We start from the raw sequence: 18038 nt of genomic DNA, 5'->3' as shown, positions 1-18038 counted from the left end.
GTCCTACTTTCGGCAGATTACCTTGCTGCAGAGGATCAGAACGTGGCGGTCGCCTTGACGGCCAGTTCCCCTGCCGGACCCCGCGCCCAGATTTCCGCCGTATTGTCATCGATCTGCTTTCCGCAGAGCATGAACGGACCCGTATCATAGATCGGGTTGACGTTCCGAAACGCGAAGGTCTTGAGCGGGCGGCCACCCATCCGTTCGGTTGCCAGTTTCATCAGCAGTGTGCCGATCAGCGGGCCATGCACGATCAGGCCGGGATATCCCTCTACCTCGGTGACATATTTCAGGTCATAGTGAATGCGATGCCCATTATAGGTCAGCGCGGAATAGCGAAACAGCATGACCGGGTCCGGGGTGATGGTTTCCGACCAGTGTTCGTCTGTCGGGGCCTGTTCCGGGGCCTTCTGCGGTGCGTCTGGCTGGGCGGCGTCCCGATAGACGATGTCATGTTCTTCGGTGATATGCTGACCGGCAGAACTGGTCAGGGCATGTTCCACGGTGACAAAGACCAGTTTTCCGGTGCGGCCCTGTTTTTCCGCCACGGACTTGATCGTTGATGTCTTTGTGACGCAATCCCCAACCGTCAGGGGCGTATCAAAGCGGAGCCTGCCTCCCGCCCACATGCGGCGGGGCAGGGAGACGGGCGGCAGGAACCCGCCCTTGTAGCTGTGACCGTCCTCGGCAAGGTTGGATTGCCGGGTTGTCGGCAGGAAATAGAACCAGTGGCCGCCGGGGGGAACACTTGCCGGGGCAGGCCCTTCCTGATCCATGAGGGCCGCAAAACCATCCAGAGCCTGTTGATGGATGATTTCTTCGCGGCTTTCGCTTTTGCCGATCCAGTTTTCGAGTGGTTTTCGATTGTCTGTCATTTTATCGTTTGCTTTTTTTATTGGGAATAGCAGGATACGGTAACAGTTATTAAGCGTAAACAAGATTAGGCGGTGATGCTGCCGGGGATCCGGTCCAAACTGCCAGACAAGGCTCCCGAATTGGTTTTTAACCCTGATAATTCCGTGCAACTTGCCCGATTGGTGGTGACGTCCGAACAGGATGTGGAGGCTGTCGCCAGAACCATTTTCACGGAATCCCAGAAACATCTGCGCGCCAATTTCGACCTGTTCCTGAAAACAAGCGACGCTGCGGCCTTGATGCAAATCCGCATCGGGCTCAGGCGGCTGCGGGTGGCCATGCGGGTGTTCCGCTCCATCATCCATCCCGAGGTGCGCAAGAAGTTTGATCGGGAATTCCGGTATTTCGGAAGCATTCTGGGAGAGGCGCGGGATATGGATGTCTTTTTGACCGATATCCTGAAGGAAAAATGCCCGGTGCCGGCATATGAGGCCGCCTATCAGGAACTTCGGCTTCACGGTGAGGCCATGCGGCAGGAGGAATATGACCTTATTCGCCGGGACTTGTCCGGGGGGCGGTTCTCGGCCCTGCTGAAAGAGTTCGATGCGTGGTCCGACAAGAACTGGAAAAAGAAACTTGGGAAAACGGCCACGCGGCAGTTGGATCAGCCCATTGTCCCCTTTGCCCTTCAGGTGATTGAGGATGGCAAGGCGGAACTCCTCAATATGGGGGAGGACATTATGGAACTCTCCACCGAGGAGCTGCATCAGGTGCGCAAATATGTGAAGCGTTGCCGCTATCACCTGCGGTTTTTCTGGTCGTTGTTCGAGTCTGAGAGAATTGCTGTCGGGTACCGCCTGCTGGCCGAGATGCAGGACATTCTGGGGCATGTGAACGACGTCAAGGAAAGCCTGAACATGCTGGCCCGGCTGGGGCGGCAGGTGCGGGCGGAACTGCTGGTTGATGTGCTGAACGTGATTGCTCGCGAAATCGTCGATGCCGGCGAGGACATTGATACCAATCTTGGGCAGTTCCACACCCTGTGGCGACGCTATGAGGCCTTCAACGTGACAGAGGATGATCTTCTCTGATCGACGGCGGGGCTATCCCTTTTCGGACCGGAACGGCAGCAGGATCATCCACAGCAGGCTTTGCCGGCGGTTGTCCTGATAATCGGTGAGGCCGATGGTCATCCCCGTCTGTCCCGCATCCGGGGCCGCCTTGTAGGTGCCGAAAAGCCGGTCCCACAGGGAAATATTGAACCCGAAATTGGCGTTATGTTCGCGGCGGTTGATCGAGTGGTGCACCCGGTGCATGTCCGGGGTGACCACAAACAGCCGGAGAACGCGGTCGAGGCCCGTTGGCAGGCTGGCATTGGCATGGTTGAACATGGCCATGGAACTGAGAATAATCTCGAACAGGATGACCGCCACGACCGGGGGCCCCAGAACAAGGATCACCCCCAGCTTGATCCCCATGGACAGCATGATCTCGACCGGATGAAAGCGGGCACCAGTGGTAACATCATAATCCACATCCGCATGGTGAACCTTGTGCAGGCGCCAGAACAGGGGCACCGCATGAAACAGCACATGTTGTCCATACACCACCAGATCCAGAACCACGATGGCAATCAGGGTGGCGGGAACAAGCGGCAGGTCCAGCCAGTTCAGAAGGCCCCAGCCGTTGGTTGTGGTGATGGCGGCAAATCCGGCGGCCAGAACCGGAAAGGTGAAGCGCAGCAGGAAGGAGTTAAACACCGTCAGCCCCAGATTGTTGAGCCAGTGCCAAAGCCGGGGGACCGTCGGGGTCCGGGTGGGGCGCAGGGTTTCCCACATGCCAAACAGCACAAGGGAGCCAAAGAAAAAGCCCATGCGCACAGAAGGTTCGTGTTCCAGCAGGAAATCCGACATTTTGAAGCCACCATGTTTACTCACGCCCGAACCCTATTATACAGTCTGCCTTCCTGTTCCATATTCACTTTTTTGACAGAAGGCCCTTAACCCGATGACGTATCTTGAAAATGGTTCCGGTCAGGATGGATATCGCATTGTGCTGGCGCATGGCGCGGGTGCCCCCATGGACAGCCCGTTCATGGACTATTTTGCGGAAAATCTTGCCGCCGCCGGGCACCATGTGATCCGGTTCGAGTTTCCCTATATGGAACTCCGGCGGCAGGAGGGCAGCAAGCGCCCGCCGGACCGGCAACCGAAACTGCTGGACCGCTGGCGTGAAGTGATTGAGGCCGTTGGGCCAGCCAGTGATCTGGTGATCGGCGGAAAATCCATGGGCGGGCGCATGGCGTCCCTGATCGCCGATGAGATGTCGGTGGGCGGGCTTGTCTGTCTTGGCTATCCGTTCTATGCACCGGGAAAGGCGGACAAGCCCCGGACGGAGCATCTGGAAATTCTGAAAACGCCGACCCTGATTGTACAGGGGGAGCGGGACAGCATGGGCAACCGGACAGCGGTTGAGGGCTATTCCCTGTCATCTGCCATACAGATGTCATGGCTTCCCGATGGGGATCACAGCTTCAAGCCCCGCAAGGCGTCCGGCAGAACCGAAGAGCAGAACTGGCAGGACGGTGTCGCAAGAGTGAGCGCGTTTGTTCGCTCCCTTGGCTGAGCCGGTCCCTTGTCTCGTGATGGAGTGTTAGTGGGACGGCGGGGGCCTAGCTGTTTTCGGCCCCTTCCAGATGGCGGACAGTGTCACTGAGACAGTTAAGCACCGGCAGGGCGCGCTTGAAAATGGCCAAGGGGCCATGAACCCGGATTTCCTGAACCGTATCCGGGGCGGATTTCGTCCTGACCAGCTCTGCGGTCAGCCAGTGGGCCCCTTTTTCATCGGCCCGCAGGGTATAGCTTTCGGCCTGCGTTTGCGCGCCCGTCCGCAAATCCACAACCAGTGTATCCGGATGAAGGACATCCAGCAGGTTGTCCTCCCCCTCTGCGATCAGGGAGGGAGCATCGGACCCGCCTGCCAAAATCAGGATGGTCCCACCGGCCGTTTTCTCTGCAATCTCGGCGGGAGACTGGCACAGGTGAAAGCCGCTGCGAGCCAGTTCATAGCGAATGGAGGGCGTCCGACTGTAGATAAATGTCGATGCCCCTGCGGACAGAATATTCCGGGCCATTGGTGTGCCAGTGGGTCCAACACCGACAAATCCGACGGCCATGCCTTTCAGTAAGCCCATACCTTCCCCCGATGTATTCACTATTCATTTTATAAGAATAATATTATCAAAGGGGGCGGTTGGCAAACTGATAGTTGAAGGAGGGTGCCCGTTACAAGCGGACGAAGCGTACGGCGGTACCCCGTTCGATGGCGGCAGCGTTCAACCGGTCGATATCAAGTTCGTGACGGATTATCTCCAGAAGGCGCAATTCTTCCTGACTGAGTTGTTGGTCACAGACCGCCACATCACAGGCCAGAGCATAGGCCAGATCGTGCAGCTTTTTGGGCAAAACAGCCTTGATCTTGCGAATGAAGACTTCCAGATCCTCGTTATGGACCATGTCGACAATGGAGCGGGTGTCGCCGACCAGATGATCTTCGTCGTAATTTTCAAAAACGGGCAGGGTGCCGATGATTTTACCGATCATGTTGAATTCCCGGTCTGTCATATCGCCATCCGCCGCCGAGACGAGAACCATCGTCGAGATCAGGGCGGTGTGAAGACTGAGTGACATTGCATAAACTCCCTTTTATATGTGAGTTCTCAAGATAAGAACTTCACAGCGTCATATCCACCTTATTTTTCCGACTTTCATTTTCTTTTTCCGCAATGAAATTCCGGGTCAGGGCAATGGCGTCCTTCAGACCAAGGCGCAACACTTCCACATCCGGCGGAAACGCATTGGTCAGGCGGGTGGGCATCATGCTGTCCAGCATGACAAAGACCCCATAATCCGTTTCCCGCCGCAGCAGGCGCCCATAGGCCTGCTTCAGTTTCAGGCGGGTCAGACGATCATCATAGCGGCTGCCGCCAAAGGCTTTCTTGCGGGCTTTATGCTTGATATCAGGGCGCGGCCAGGGAACACGATCGAACACGATCAGGCGTAAGGACCGACCCGGTACATCAACGCCATCCCGCACCGCATCGGTCCCCAGCAGGACAGAGCTTTCCTCCTCGCGGAAGATATCAACAAGGGTGGAGGTGTCGAGGGCATCCTGATGCTGGGCGAACAGTTCAATGCCCGCATTGGCAAGCGGGGTGCGGATTGCCTCATGCACTGCCCGAAGCCGCCAGATTGCGGTGAACAGCCCCAGCCCCCCGCCGCCAGCGGCCAGAAACAGTTCCCGATAGGCGCTGGCCACGTCCCGCATGTGGTCGCGGCGGACATCGGTAACGACAATCACCCGTGTGCGGTCCTTGAAATTGAACGGGGATGCCAGATGGGTGCGGCGCGGCGGCAGGACCAGATGGCTTGTCCCGGTCCTGAAATCCGCCGATTGCCAGCCATCATCGTCTTCCTCGCCCGTATTGTCTTTCAGGGTGGCGGAGGTGATGACGGCGCCGTGGGATTGCTTGAGAAGGGTTTCCGCAAACGGGATGGTGGGGTCAATCCAGCTTCGATAATATCCAAGGTCCATATCCCGCCCCCCGGTTCGGTCAATGGCGAACCAGTCGACAAAGTTTTCGGGCGTTGGCTCGTTCAGGTGTTTCAGCATGGATTGCCACGGATTGATCATGGTGTTGACGCGGCGGGCCAGCCCCTGAACGGCAGCCTCGATCCTGAAACGGGTGGCCGTGTCCAATTCGTCGGCCTCTTCATCCAGTCGGTTCAGAAGGGATTTTGACACGGTGGTCAGGGGTTTGGACAGGTCCCCAAGGGCATTTTCCAGCCCATGCGCGGCCTCGTCCAGACCGGGAACGAATTCGGTCGCCCCGCATTCGATGGTGTAGGGGCTGTCCGGTTGACCGGAACGCGCCATGACCTGAGAGCGCACATGCAGGAGGAAATCCTCCATTGGTCCGTTGGGGGTTCCGTCGCCAAGACGGGACAGCCAGCCTTCATGGGGCAGGCGGCGCGAGGCCTGAATGGCCTGTTGCAGGGCGTCATGGCCTTCCTCATCCTCGCCAAGGATATCGGAAATACGCTTTTCCAGCCCTCGCATGCGGCCTTTGCGGGCGGTGTCGCTGCCGGAAATCCAGCGGCGAAGTTCGCTGCCTTCCTGCCCGGTCAGATGGGCGGAAAAGGCGCTGTCCGCAGCGTCGAAAAGATGGTGGGCCTCGTCAAACACATAGCGTTTGGGCAGGTGCGGATCATCGGGGCGGGTGGCGGCGTTGATCATCACAAGGGCGTGGTTGGCAATGACGATATCCGCCTTCCGGGCCTTGCGGGTGGACCGCTCGATAAAGCATTTCCGGTAATGGGGGCAGGCGGAATAGATACATTCACCGCGTCGGTCGGCGAAGCGCATGATCCGGCCGGCCCCGATCAGTTCCATCAGCCAGTTGGGGAAATCGCCGCCCATGTCCCCATCGCGGGTGGCAAGGATCCAGCGGGCAACAATGCCGAGAATGATCTGTTCCCCGGCGCGGGCAACACCGCCCTGCAGGGCTTCCTCGTAATTGAGAAGGCAGAGATAATTCTCGCGCCCCTTGCGGACAACGGCGCGGACATTTTTCTGCCCCTTGTCCGGGTAGAGCTTGTCCAACTCGTCATCGATCTGGCGCTGCAGGTTCTTGGTATAGGTGGAAATCCAGACGGCGGCACCGTTCTTTTCCGCCCACAGGCTGGCCGGGGCGATATATCCGAGTGTCTTGCCCGTGCCGGTTCCGGCCTCGGCCAGAACGATGTTGGGTGCCCCTTCCTGATCGCGGGGGATGAAGGCACCCGATGCGGCGGCACTGAATTCAGCCTGCTGGGGGCGGGTTTCCGCCTGCTCATGCAGCAGTTCCTTTAGCCGCTCCCGCGCCTCGTTCTCACTGACCGGTTCGTCATCGGGCGGCGGGTCAGGGGCAAAGTCAGGCCATTCTTCCAGCTTTTTCCAAATGTCCAGACCGCCAAGGGGTGTGGTTTCAGATGGCATCCCAAGGGCCGCCAGTACCGATGGGCCCCAGTTCCATCCGGCCCGTCCCATGGTCATGGCAATCTCGGCGGCGGTTGCCCGGTCCTTGCCGCGCAACTTGGTCAGATGTTCCAGCATCAGGTTGACGGCGCTGAACAGGGACAGGGCCTGTTCCTCCAGATCGTCCGAGACGGGCAGATCAAGCGCCCGGGCGATGCCGCGGGGGGTGGGCAGGCACTGGCGCGCCGGAAAGGTGAAGGCGAACAGTTCCAGAATGTCAAAGGCGGTGAAGGGCGCCAGATCCAGACGCCGTGCGGTGGCCAGCCGGTGGACCAGCAACGGGCTGGCATCGGAGGCCTTGCGCTGGGTTTCCGCAAGCGATTCTTCCGCGATCTCCCCGTCGGCGGTCAGCCAGATGGATTTGTCCCCGGAAGTGACCAGAACGGGCACATCCGGAAGCCGGATTTCACCACCATTTTCAGGAATTTTCTGTTCTTGGTCGGAAACTGACATGACTGCTGGCTAAAATGATCCCGTATCGTTGACGCAATCACTTTGTACGCCTAAATTCCGCCGACCACAAATATTGGAGAGTAAATTAATGGCAACGGACGCTGAAATCGCACTGTCGAGTAACTCCTGGGCATTTGCCGAGGCGAAAAAGCTTGTGGACCGCTATGCGAAAGAAGCCCCCGAAAAAGGGTATGTCCTGTTCGAAACCGGGTACGGTCCTTCCGGCTTGCCCCATCTTGGCACGTTCGGCGAGGTTGCCCGTACGTCATGGGTTCGGCATGCCTTTTCCATCCTGTCTGATATTCCCACACGCCTGATCGCCTTTTCTGACGATATGGATGGCCTGCGCAAGGTTCCGGACAATGTCCCGAACCGGGAACTGCTGGCCGCCAATCTGGAAAAGCCGCTGACACAGGTGCCCGACCCGTTTGGCACCCATAACAGTTTCGGTGAGCATAACAACGCCCGCCTGATAGCGTTTCTGGACCAGTTCGGGTTCGATTACGAATTCCGCTCCTCAACCGAATGCTATAAATCCGGCGAGTTTGACGAGACCCTGAAGCTGGTTCTTGAAAAATATGACGAGGTCATCAACGTCATTCTGCCGACCCTCGGCCCGGAACGGCGCGCCACATATTCACCGTTCCTGCCGGTCTGTCCGCGGACAGGCAAGGTTCTGCAGGTTCCCATTGTCGAGCGCGATCTGGACGCGGCAACCGTTTCCTATGATGATCCGGAAACCGGCGAGCGGGTAACGGTTCCGGTCACCGGCGGTCATTGCAAACTGCAATGGAAAGTGGACTGGGCCATGCGCTGGCATGCGCTGGAAGTTGATTATGAAATGGCTGGCAAGGACCTGATCGACAGTGTGACCCTGTCCAGCAAGATTGTCCGCATCCTTGGGAAACGCCCGCCGGAAGGGTTCAACTATGAACTGTTCCTGGATCAGGAAGGCAAGAAAATCTCCAAGTCCAAGGGCAATGGTATCACCATCGAGGAATGGCTGACCTATGCCTCACCGGAGAGTCTGGCGCTGTATATGTACCAGAACCCGAAGAAGGCAAAACGGCTGCATTTCGACGTGATCCCGAAGGCCGTGGACGAATATTTCACCTTTGTCGAGAAATACGCCGAGCAGGATGCAAAACAGCAATATGGCAACCCGGTCTGGCATATCCATAATGGTAATCCGCCGACCGAGACCGTGCCGATTTCCTTTGGTATGCTGCTGAACCTTGCGGCCGTGGTCAATGCCCATGAGGCCTCCGTTCTTTGGGGCTTCATCACCCGCTATGCGGACGGGGCCACACCGGAAAGCAATCCGGTCCTGAACAATCTGGTGGGATATGCCATTGCCTATTACCGTGACTTTGTCGCACCGGCCAAGAAATACCGTCTGCCGGACGAGCAGGAAACGGCAGCTCTGAAGCAATTGGTGGACATGCTGCGGGAACTGGAACCCGGCGTTGAGGCCGGCGATATCCAGAATATCGTTTTCCAGGTCGGCAAGGATCATGAATTTGAAAACCTGCGGGACTGGTTCAAGGCGCTCTATGAAACCCTGCTGGGTCAATCACAGGGGCCGCGCATGGGGTCCTTTATCTCCCTTTACGGGGTGCCGGAAACCATTGCCCTGATCGAACGGGTTCTGGCGGGCGAGGATCTGGGCGCCAATCAGGACTAACCACCAGCGTTTATCCATAAAAAAAGCCGCGTCCCGGAGGAGGCGGCTTTTTTTGTGTCCGGCAAGGATCAGAAAATCTGGCTGGCCTTGGAAAATTCCATATACATGTCGCGCAGTTTCTTGGCGACCGGGCCCGGCTGGAATTCCTTGTCCTCGATGCGGGTGACAGGCATGACCTTGCCATAGTTGCCGCTGTTGAAGACTTCGTCAGCCTGCATGATATCGTCGCGGGACATATAGGTTTCGGAAACCTCGATCCCGGCGTCCTTGCAAAGCTCAATGACCCGGCGGCGGGTGATGCCGGCAAGGAAGCAACCGTTGGGTGCGGGTGTGAAGGCAACGCCGTCCCGAACCGTCCAGATGTTGGAGGTGGCAAATTCCGCCACATTGTTGTTGGCATCCATCATGATGGCATTGTCAAAACCCAGATCGCGGGCAATGGCAATGGCGCGGCCGGAATTGGGATACAGGCAGGACGCCTTGGCGTCTGTCGGGGCCATGTTTCTGGCCGGGCGGCGCAGCGGCGAGAAGTGGGCGGAAAAACCGCCTGCATCCGGCATGGGGCTGTCATAGACCGCCAGAATGAATTCGGCACTGTCCGGGTCCGGGTCGATAAAGCCGCCGCGGGCAAAATACATGGGGCGGATATACAGCTCGGATTCTTTTGGCAGCTTTTTGACGGCTGTCTTGCAAAGTTCGATGATTTCACCGGTCTCAAGGGTGGGCTTCATCCCGAGGGCCAGCGCGGAGCGTCCCAACCGGTCGCAATGCAGGTCCAGATCCGGGGTCATGCCCTGAAAGGAGCGGGCGCCATCAAAGACAGTAGAGGACATCCAAAACGCGTGATCGGCAGGGCCGATAACCCGGGGGCTCTCGTCTGACCATTTGCCGTCGTAAAAGTAAACACCAGCCATTCCGAGCAAATTCCTTAATTGTGATAGTGAAAGTAACCAGCTTTCCATTTATCAGATATTATGGAAGGAGTGCAAGGCAAGTGAACCCGGCTTTCCCGGTCCGTGCTTTTGATCTGTTCAAAGCCGGGCGATTTGGATAAGTTCCGGGCCAGTTTCTGGCTTTTGCGGGGGAGAGAATGACCTTTATCTATCATATGGCAGACAAGGAAGACTGGGCCGCGGCCCGGCATGCGGGCTTTTACGCCGGTACGGCCAATGACAAGGCGGACGGTTTTATTCACTTTTCCACCGGCGAGACCGTTGTTGGCAGCGCGGCAAAACATCGGGCCGGTCAGGAAAACCTGATTTTGCTGACGGTTGATTCTGATGCCTTGGGGGATGCCCTGAAATGGGAACCGGCACGGGGCGGCATTCTGTTTCCGCATCTTTATGGTCTTCTGGACCCTGCGCTGGTCCTGCGCGAAGAGCCGCTGCCCCTTGGCCCCGATGGTTTGCATATTTTCCCGGCCGGGATCAAGGAATGACATCCATGTATAAAATCCTCTCTCCCCTGCTGTTCACCCTTGATGCCGAGCGGGCGCATAATCTTTCGCTGACGGCGTTGAAAAGCGGCCTTGTCCCGTCCGTGGGCCCGGTGACCAGTGACCGGTTGGCGACCACGGTTTTCGGCCTGACCTTCCCAAACCCGGTTGGCCTGTCCGCCGGATATGACAAGAACGGGGATGTTCTGGACCCGCTTGCCGGGCTGGGCTTTGGCTTTGTTGAGGCAGGCAGCGTGACACCCAAGCCGCAGGCCGGCAATCCGAAGCCCCGTATTTTCCGCCTGAAAGAAGATCGGGCGGTGATCAATCGCCTCGGGTTCAACAATCGCGGGCTGGACGCGGCGGAAGCCAACTTCAAGCGCCGCAAGGGGACCGGTATTGTCGGTGCCAACCTTGGGGCCAACAAGGACAGCGAAGACCGGATCGGGGACTATGTCGCGGGCCTGAAGCGCCTTGCCCCCCTGTCCGATTACGTCACCATCAATATCTCGTCGCCCAACACACCCGGCTTGCGGGCCTTGCAGGGGCGTGGGGAACTGGAAGACCTGTTGGGCCGCATGATGGAAGCCCGGTCCAGCCTGCCGGATGCGGGCAGCCGATCCATTCCGTTGCTGCTGAAAATCGCCCCCGACCTGACCGAAGAGGACAAGGCGGATATCGGCGCCGTGGCGCTGGACATGAAGCTGGACGGCCTGATTATCAGCAATACCACCATCACCCGGCCGGAAACTCTGAAAAGCCCTTACCGGCAGGAAATGGGTGGGTTGAGCGGTGCACCGCTGAAGCCTTTGGCGCTGGGATTGCTGTCGGATATGTACCGGATCACTGGCGGGAAGATCCCGCTGGTGGGTGTCGGGGGCATCCAAAGCGCCGAGGATGCCTATAACCGGATCCGGGCCGGGGCATCCCTGATCCAGTTCTATTCCGCGATGGTGTATGAAGGGCCGTATCTTGCCCGTAAAATTGCGGAAGGTCTTGATGCGCTTCTGGTGCGGGACGGCCATGCCTCTGTGGCTGACGCGGTCGGCGCTGGAAACCCCCTTTAAAGGCCTGATCCCCTATTCTTAAAAACTGGGGGGCGTGCAGGCGGAAATGACGATGGCATCTTCCTCGCCAACACAGCGGAAGCGATGGGGCCGGTGGCTTTCAAAATAGAAGGCGTCACCGGCTTTCAGAATTTTTCTCTCGCTTCCGACGGTGACCTCCAACCGGCCCTTGACCACAACGCCCGCTTCCTCCCCCTGATGGGAGAGAAGGGTGCGCCCCGTATCCGCACCGGGGGCGTAATGTTCATGCAAAACCTGCAGGGCCTTGCCGGTCAGGTCGCGCCCGATCTGTTTGTATTCGATATTGCCTTCGGTGATGGGGGTCAGTTCACTGGCCTGAAAGAAAATTTTCCGGTGGGAGGAAAAGTCATTTGCAAAGAATTCCGACAGGGCTATGGGGAAACCGTCGAGTACTTTTTTCAGGGATCCGACCGCCGGGCTGGTCCGGTTTTGTTCAATGGCCGAGATGGTGCCGTTGGTCACTCCGGCCCGTTTGGCCAGTTCCCGTTGTGACAGGCCATGCTGTTCTCGCAAGGATCGAAGTCGGGCTCCCAGGTCAAAGTCCATTACACGCTCCCATGATTCGAAAAAAGTGTTTATTATTTTAAACAGGAAAACCGGACAGGAAAGTGATAAATGGCGGGATTCCAAGGAATGTTTTTTTGCTTGTGTATTTTAATGGCCTTGATACCGTTCCAGCCAACAACCAACCGGGAGAAGTGAAATGACCAATACATCAGGGACAGCGTCCAACAATCTTGACGCCTTCTGGATGCCATTTACGGCCAACAGGCAATTCAAGGCGAACCCGCGCATGCTGGTGAGCGCCAAGGGGATGCACTATACCAATGCCGAGGGCGGCAAGGTGCTGGACGGCACGGCCGGACTGTGGTGCGTCAATGCGGGGCATAGCCCGGACCGGATCGTCAAGGCGGTCAGCGAACAGATCGCGGAAATGGATTACGCGCCAGCCTTCCAGATGGGGCACCCGAAAGTCTTTGAACTGGCGGCCCGGATTTCGGCCATGTTGCCCAACGGGCTGGATCATGTGTTCTTCACCAACTCCGGCTCCGAGTCCGTGGATACGGCGCTGAAAATCGCGCTGGCCTATCACCGCGCCAAGGGGGATGGAACCCGGACCCGCCTGATCGGTCGGGAGCGGGGCTATCACGGCGTCGGGTTTGGCGGCATTTCCGTCGGCGGCATTGTTGCCAACCGCAAGACCTTTGGCACCCTGCTGACCGGCGTTGACCATATGCCGCACACCCACCTGCCGGAAAAGAATGCGTTTTCACGGGGTATCCCGGAACATGGCGGCGACCTTGCCGATGAACTGGAGCGGATTGTCACCCTGCATGATGCGTCCACCATTGCCGCGGTGATCGTGGAGCCGGTGGCCGGGTCAACCGGCGTGATCCTGCCGCCAAAGGGATATCTGCAGCGGCTTCGGGATATTTGCGACAAGCATGGCATCCTGTTGATCTTTGATGAGGTGATCACCGGTTTTGGTCGCCTTGGCGCGTCTTTCGCCACGGAATATTTCGGCGTCAAGCCGGATATGATCACGATGGCAAAGGGCCTGACCAGCGGCACCATCCCCATGGGCGGTGTGATCTGCTCCAAGGAAATCTACGATACCTTCATGAACGGCCCGGAAAACATGATCGAGCTGTTCCACGGTTATACCTATTCCGGACATCCGGTCGCGGCGGCCGCCGGTCTGGCAACCCTGGACGTCTACAAGGAAGAAGGACTGTTCGAGCGGGCCAATGATCTGGCCGGATACTGGGAAGATGCGGTTCACTCCCTGAAAGGGGCGCCGCATGTGATTGATCTTCGGAACCTGGGGCTGATTGGTGCCATCGAACTGGAGCCGATCCCCGGCAAGCCGACCGCCCGGGCGTTCGAGGCCTTCCTCAAATGCTACGAGAAGGGCGTCCTGATCCGGACCACGGGCGATATCATTGCCCTGTCACCGCCGCTGATCATCGAAAAAGAGCATATCGACCAGATTTTTGATACCATCCGCACGGTATTGGGGGAGATTGCATGAATTTAGGCAAACAGGAGACGACTGCATGTTGATAGGTGTGCCAGCAGAAATAAAAACACTGGAATCCAGAATTGGAATGACCCCTGCGGCTGTTCGTGAGGCGGTGGGGAACGGTCATGAGGTCCTTGTTGAAAAAGACGGGGGCATTCGGATCGGTTTGTCCGACGAGGATTACCGTCAGGCTGGCGCAAAAATCATTGATACGGCAGAGGAAATCTACGCCTCTGCCGAGATGATTGTAAAAGTAAAGGAACCACAGCCTCATGAATGCGAACTGCTGCGTGAGGGACAGGTCCTGTTTGCCTATCTGCATCTTGCACCGGACCCTGACCTGACACAGGCCCTGTTGGCATCGGGCTGTGTGGGGATTGCCTATGAAACGGTGACCAGCCCGCGGGGTGGGTTGCCGTTGTTGGCCCCGATGAGTGAGGTGGCCGGCAGGATGTCCGTTCAGGCCGGTGCTCACTGTCTTGAATTGCGGCAGGGCGGTGCCGGTGTGCTTCTTGGTGGTGTGCCGGGCGTTCCGGCGGCCGAGGTGGTTGTCCTTGGCGGCGGGGTCGTTGGGGTCAACGCGGCCAGAATGGCAATGGGGCTGGGCGCCAATGTCACGGTTCTGGACAAGTCCCAGACGCGACTGGCGGAATTGGATGCCCTGTATGGGCCGCACCTGAAAACCATCTATTCCAATGATGAAACCGTGGAAGAGTATATCTCGAAGGCGGATCTGGTGATCGGTGCGGTGCTGATTCCGGGGGCCATGGCGCCCAAGCTGGTCAAGCGTAGTGACCTTGCCAAGATGAAGGATGGGGCCGTTGTCGTGGATGTGGCCATTGATCAGGGCGGATGTTTTGAAACATCCCGGCCCACAACCCACCGCGAGCCGACCTATGTGGTGGATGGCGTGGTGCATTACTGCGTGGCGAACATGCCGGGCGCGGTGGCCCGGACATCGACCTTTGCGCTGAACAACGCAACCATGCCCTTTACCATGGCGCTGGCCAACAAGGGATACCGGGCGGCGCTGGCGGAGGACCCGTATCTTCTGGAAGGGTTGAATATTTATACGGGACGGGTCACCAACAAGGCCGTCGCCGATGACCTGAAGCTGCCCTATACCCCGGCAGCCGAGGTGATCCGCGGGTGACCCGGAAACAGATGAGCAGGACAGGGCGGTTTATCCGCCCTTTCTTTTTGCCAAAACCGGTTTCGAATAGCTACTTTTCGAACTATTAATTTGCGAACGACTATCATAATGAGTTGCCAATAGGGTTTTGGCGTGATAAAAATTCGGCTATTAATAATCATTCTTAATAGTATTTGAGGAACTTTAATGCGCCTTTCAGCCCTCGCCCTGGCCGCCGCCGCAGCAATCAGCGGCATGACCGCCTCCGCGGCCGCCTATGCCAAAGAAGTCAATTTGTATTCCTACCGTCAGGAAAAGCTGATTCGTCCCATTCTCGATGATTTCGAAAAGGAAACCGGGATCAAGGTGAATGTTGTGTTCGCCAAGAAAGGAATGCTGGAAAGGCTCAAGTCCGAGGGGATGAACAGCAAGGCCGATGCCATTCTGACCGCTGATATCAGCCGGTTGATGGCGCACAAGACCGCCGGGGTCCTGCAACCGGTTACCTCCGATGTGCTGGCGCAGAATATTCCGTCCCAGTACCGCGACCCGGAAGGGTTCTGGTATGGCCTGACCGTGCGGAGCCGGGTCATTTTCTATGCCAAGGACCGGGTGTCTGCGACGGACCTGTCCACTTATGAAGATCTGGCCGAGGCGAAATGGAAGGGCCGCCTTTGTGTTCGTTCCTCCAGCAACGTCTACAACCAGTCCCTGCTGGCCTCCATCATTGCACATAGCGGCGTTGAAGCTGCGGAAAAATGGGCAGAGGGGATCCGTGAAAATCTGGCCCGCAAGCCGCAAGGTGGTGACCGGGACCAGATCAAGGCAGCCGCCGCCGGCGAATGTGATGTTGCCATCGGGAATACCTATTATTACGGGGTGATGCAGAATTCCACCGATGAGGCGCAACTGGATGCGGTTCAGAAAGTCGCCCTGTTCTGGCCAAATCAGAACGATCGCGGTGCCCATGTGAATATTTCCGGCGCGGCGGTTACCAAGGCCGCCAAGAACAAGGACGAGGCGGTCAAGCTGATCGAGTTCCTGTCTGATACCAAGGCACAGGAATTCTATGCCTCTTCCAACTATGAATATCCAGTCAAGGCCGGGGTCAAGCTGGACAAGACCGTTTCCAGTTGGGGTGACTTTAAGGCAGATGCCATTGGTCTGGACAAGGTTGCCGATCAGCAGGCAGAGGCCGTTAAGGTTTTTGACCGGGTTGGCTGGCGCTAAGCTGTTCGGATAAACAGGAAAAGGGGGCTTTTTGGCCCCCTTTTTTGTTATGGCGGCGGCAGGGTCAAAACAACCTCGAAGCCGCCTTCTTGTCCTGTCGCAGGCGAGTGTATTTTCAGGCGACCGCCCGCTCGCCTTGCTATTGTATCGGCAATGGCAAGCCCGATACCGAAGCCGTCGGATCGGGCCGCCCCTCTTGCAAACCGTCTTTTAAGGGTGGTGAGGGTGTCCGGATCAACGGCCGGTCCGCCGTTGATGATCCGTATGTCCTGTTCCGGGGTGATCCTGAGGATCACCGGTGTGTCAGCGGCGCCATGTTTCAGGGCATTTTCAACCAGATTGCGGATCAGGATACCAAACGCATCGGGATCAAGCCGCGAGATCAGCGGCAGATTAGCCGGATTTTCAAGTCTGATCCTGTCCGTTCCGGAAACGCGACTATAATCCTCGGTCACATGGGGCAGGATCGCCATCAGGTCCGTTGGTGTTTCGGCAAGAACGCCGCCCCCTTCTGCCTTGGCCAGTTGCAGCAGCTTTTCTGCCAGTCGGGAAAGCCCTTTCAGGGCCCCCTCAATTTGCTGCGCCCGCGCCAGAATGTCGGCATCGCGGGTTTCGGCCATCAGCCGCTGGGTCTGGGCCAGCGCGGCGGCCACGGGGGTGCGAAGTTCGTGGGCGCTGTTGGCGGTGAAATTTCTTTCTGCCTCCAGCGAGAAACGCAACCGTTCCATCAGGATATTGACCGCATCGGCCAAGGGGGCAATTTCTCGCGGCAAACCGGTGCCTTGGACCGGTGACAGGTCTGCGCTGTTTCGGCGTTCTATTTCCTCGCGGAAGCGGACAACCGGTTTCAGGGTGCGCCGAACGAACCAGATCACGGCAAGAAGGGTGGCCGGGACAAAGGCAAACAGGGGCAGAAGCATGGCCATGATGGCTTCGAAGGTGGCTTCCTTGCGGTGGGCGAGCGGTTCCGCGATTTCCAGAAACAGGGTCCCGCTAACCGCGCTTTCACCGTAAATACGGTGGGTTTTCGTGTTGCGAAAGCCGGTCGCGGGTCGGGCCGGGAAGATATCCGGGTTTGCATCATGGGACTGGATCAACAATGTGCCGGACCGGTCCCGTACCAGATAGGTCAAAAATTCTTCATGCCGGTCAAGGGCTTCGACGGTTCGGAAGGGCGCGGTTCTGTCCTGCCGGATGATGTCGGTAACAGCCAGTGGCAGAATGCGCTGGGCTGTTTCCTGCAGGGCGCTGTCAAAGGCTTCATCCAGTTCATGCCGGACAACAAGCGCAGAAGCGGCGAGCGCCGCCAGCCACAGGAAGGTAACCCCGATGGAGATGCCAATGGCAAGGCGGTTTTGCAAACTGGGGCGGGACGTCATGAGGGGTCAATCCTGTAGCCGAGACCGCGAACGGTCGTGATGGTCGCATGGCCGAGTTTCTTGCGCAGGCGACTGATATGGACTTCCACCGTGTTGCTGTCGAAATCCGCATCGAAATTGTATAACCGTTCCTCAAGTTTTGGTTTGGAGAGGATCATCCCCCGGCGCTGAAGAAGGGCCTCAAGGACAATCCATTCCTTGGCGGTCAGGTGGATCGGCTCCCCCTCCCGCTCGGCCGAGCGCAGGCCAAGATCAATGGCAACGTCGCCCAACCGGATCACAGGGTTGGGATTGCCACCATATCGGCGTGACACGGCGGCGATGCGGGCGGTCAATTCCGACAGGTCGAAGGGTTTGACCAGATAGTCATCGGCCCCGGTATTCAGGCCGTCGATGCGGTCTGTTATCTGGTCGCGTGCTGTCAGGATGATGACGGGGGTGGTCTTGCCTTCCGTGCGCAGGCCCCGCAACAGATCGAGACCTTTCCCGTCGGGCAGCATCAGGTCCAGCAAAACAAGATCATAATCCGCGCCGCCAAGATTGTCGTAGGCCTCTGTCAGGGTGGGAGCCCAATCGACGGCATGTCCGTCTTCCGCCATATGGGCGTAGACCGCATTGCCAAGCGTCTTGTCGTCTTCAATCAGAAGGATGCGCATCTGTCGTCTTCCGGTTTCAGTGTCAGTG

17 protein-coding genes are annotated in these 18038 nt (G+C 57.9%); 8 read left to right on the top strand and 9 right to left on the bottom strand.

Annotated features, from left to right (window positions below; all coding sequences use genetic code 11):
* Positions 1–35: 35 nt before the first annotated feature.
* Complete coding sequence (locus tag FQB27_RS15070) at positions 36–875, bottom strand: HTD2 family dehydratase (RefSeq protein WP_169561899.1); 840 nt, start codon at positions 873–875, stop codon at positions 36–38.
* A 144-nt stretch (positions 876–1019) separates the two neighbouring features.
* Between FQB27_RS15070 and FQB27_RS15065 the strand changes: the two genes are divergently transcribed.
* Positions 1020–1946 carry a CHAD domain-containing protein gene (locus tag FQB27_RS15065; protein WP_169561898.1) on the top strand — a complete coding sequence of 309 codons (927 nt, stop codon included), beginning with the start codon at positions 1020–1022 and terminating at the stop codon, positions 1944–1946.
* Between the two features lie 12 nt (positions 1947–1958).
* Here the strand turns inward: FQB27_RS15065 and FQB27_RS15060 are convergent, their stop codons facing one another.
* Positions 1959–2792: a sterol desaturase family protein gene (locus tag FQB27_RS15060; RefSeq protein ID WP_206374715.1), complete on the bottom strand. Its 834-nt coding sequence runs from the start codon at positions 2790–2792 to the stop codon at positions 1959–1961.
* 70 nt (positions 2793–2862) lie between these two features.
* Between FQB27_RS15060 and FQB27_RS15055 the strand changes: the two genes are divergently transcribed.
* On the top strand, positions 2863–3480 hold the full coding sequence (locus FQB27_RS15055) for an alpha/beta family hydrolase (protein WP_169561897.1): 618 nt from the start codon (positions 2863–2865) through the stop codon (positions 3478–3480).
* Between the two features lie 46 nt (positions 3481–3526).
* Here the strand turns inward: FQB27_RS15055 and FQB27_RS15050 are convergent, their stop codons facing one another.
* The 3 genes from FQB27_RS15050 to FQB27_RS15040 all read right to left on the bottom strand — a co-directional run bounded on the left by FQB27_RS15050 (position 3527) and on the right by FQB27_RS15040 (position 7383).
* Entirely contained in the window at positions 3527–4048 is a 522-nt protein-coding gene (locus tag FQB27_RS15050; protein ID WP_169561896.1) for an NAD(P)-binding domain-containing protein, read from the bottom strand.
* A gap of 91 nt (positions 4049–4139) precedes the next feature.
* The gene (locus tag FQB27_RS15045) at positions 4140–4544 is read right to left on the bottom strand and encodes a tellurite resistance TerB family protein (RefSeq protein ID WP_169561895.1); all 405 of its coding nucleotides are present in this window, start codon (positions 4542–4544) and stop codon (positions 4140–4142) included.
* A gap of 43 nt (positions 4545–4587) precedes the next feature.
* Positions 4588–7383, bottom strand: coding sequence for an ATP-dependent DNA helicase (locus FQB27_RS15040; RefSeq protein ID WP_169561894.1), 2796 nt, complete (start codon positions 7381–7383; stop codon positions 4588–4590).
* An 88-nt stretch (positions 7384–7471) separates the two neighbouring features.
* On the opposite strand from FQB27_RS15040, the gene FQB27_RS15035 reads away from it, so the two are divergent.
* Positions 7472–9067, top strand: a complete 1596-nt coding sequence (locus tag FQB27_RS15035; protein WP_169561893.1) for a lysine--tRNA ligase — start codon at positions 7472–7474, stop codon at positions 9065–9067.
* Positions 9068–9135: 68 nt separating this feature from the next.
* Here FQB27_RS15035 and FQB27_RS15030 read toward each other — a convergent pair whose 3' ends face one another.
* Positions 9136–9981: a branched-chain amino acid aminotransferase gene (locus FQB27_RS15030; RefSeq protein WP_169561892.1), complete on the bottom strand. Its 846-nt coding sequence runs from the start codon at positions 9979–9981 to the stop codon at positions 9136–9138.
* 176 nt (positions 9982–10157) lie between these two features.
* On the opposite strand from FQB27_RS15030, the gene FQB27_RS15025 reads away from it, so the two are divergent.
* Entirely contained in the window at positions 10158–10505 is a 348-nt protein-coding gene (locus tag FQB27_RS15025) for a DUF952 domain-containing protein (RefSeq protein WP_169561891.1), read from the top strand.
* The gene (locus tag FQB27_RS15020) at positions 10502–11569 is read left to right on the top strand and encodes a quinone-dependent dihydroorotate dehydrogenase (RefSeq protein ID WP_169561890.1); all 1068 of its coding nucleotides are present in this window, start codon (positions 10502–10504) and stop codon (positions 11567–11569) included. Before FQB27_RS15025 ends, FQB27_RS15020 begins: the two co-directional genes overlap by 4 nt.
* Positions 11570–11587: 18 nt before the next feature.
* Here FQB27_RS15020 and FQB27_RS15015 read toward each other — a convergent pair whose 3' ends face one another.
* A complete protein-coding gene (locus tag FQB27_RS15015) occupies positions 11588–12136 on the bottom strand; it encodes a cupin domain-containing protein (protein ID WP_169561889.1) in 549 nt (182 codons plus the stop codon).
* Between the two features lie 157 nt (positions 12137–12293).
* Between FQB27_RS15015 and aptA the strand changes: the two genes are divergently transcribed.
* The 3 genes from aptA to FQB27_RS15000 all read left to right on the top strand — a co-directional run bounded on the left by aptA (position 12294) and on the right by FQB27_RS15000 (position 15975).
* Positions 12294–13622 carry an omega-aminotransferase AptA gene (aptA, locus tag FQB27_RS15010; protein WP_169561888.1) on the top strand — a complete coding sequence of 443 codons (1329 nt, stop codon included), beginning with the start codon at positions 12294–12296 and terminating at the stop codon, positions 13620–13622.
* 25 nt (positions 13623–13647) lie between these two features.
* The gene (gene ald, locus FQB27_RS15005) at positions 13648–14766 is read left to right on the top strand and encodes an alanine dehydrogenase (RefSeq protein ID WP_169561887.1); all 1119 of its coding nucleotides are present in this window, start codon (positions 13648–13650) and stop codon (positions 14764–14766) included.
* 186 nt (positions 14767–14952) lie between these two features.
* Complete coding sequence (locus FQB27_RS15000; RefSeq protein WP_169561886.1) at positions 14953–15975, top strand: Fe(3+) ABC transporter substrate-binding protein; 1023 nt, start codon at positions 14953–14955, stop codon at positions 15973–15975.
* A gap of 47 nt (positions 15976–16022) precedes the next feature.
* On the opposite strand, the gene FQB27_RS14995 is transcribed toward FQB27_RS15000, so the two are convergent.
* Both FQB27_RS14995 and FQB27_RS14990 read right to left on the bottom strand, forming a co-directional pair.
* A complete protein-coding gene (locus FQB27_RS14995) occupies positions 16023–17354 on the bottom strand; it encodes an ATP-binding protein (protein WP_169561885.1) in 1332 nt (443 codons plus the stop codon).
* Positions 17351–18010 carry a response regulator gene (locus tag FQB27_RS14990; RefSeq protein WP_169561884.1) on the bottom strand — a complete coding sequence of 220 codons (660 nt, stop codon included), beginning with the start codon at positions 18008–18010 and terminating at the stop codon, positions 17351–17353. The genes FQB27_RS14995 and FQB27_RS14990 overlap by 4 nt, the downstream gene beginning before the upstream one ends.
* Between the last annotated feature and the right edge of the window lie 28 nt (positions 18011–18038).

The sequence above is a fragment of the Sneathiella chinensis genome (genome assembly GCF_012720115.1).
Classification (GTDB): Bacteria; Pseudomonadota; Alphaproteobacteria; order Sneathiellales; family Sneathiellaceae; genus Sneathiella; species Sneathiella chinensis.
This window is presented reverse-complemented; position numbering and strand designations above follow the sequence as displayed.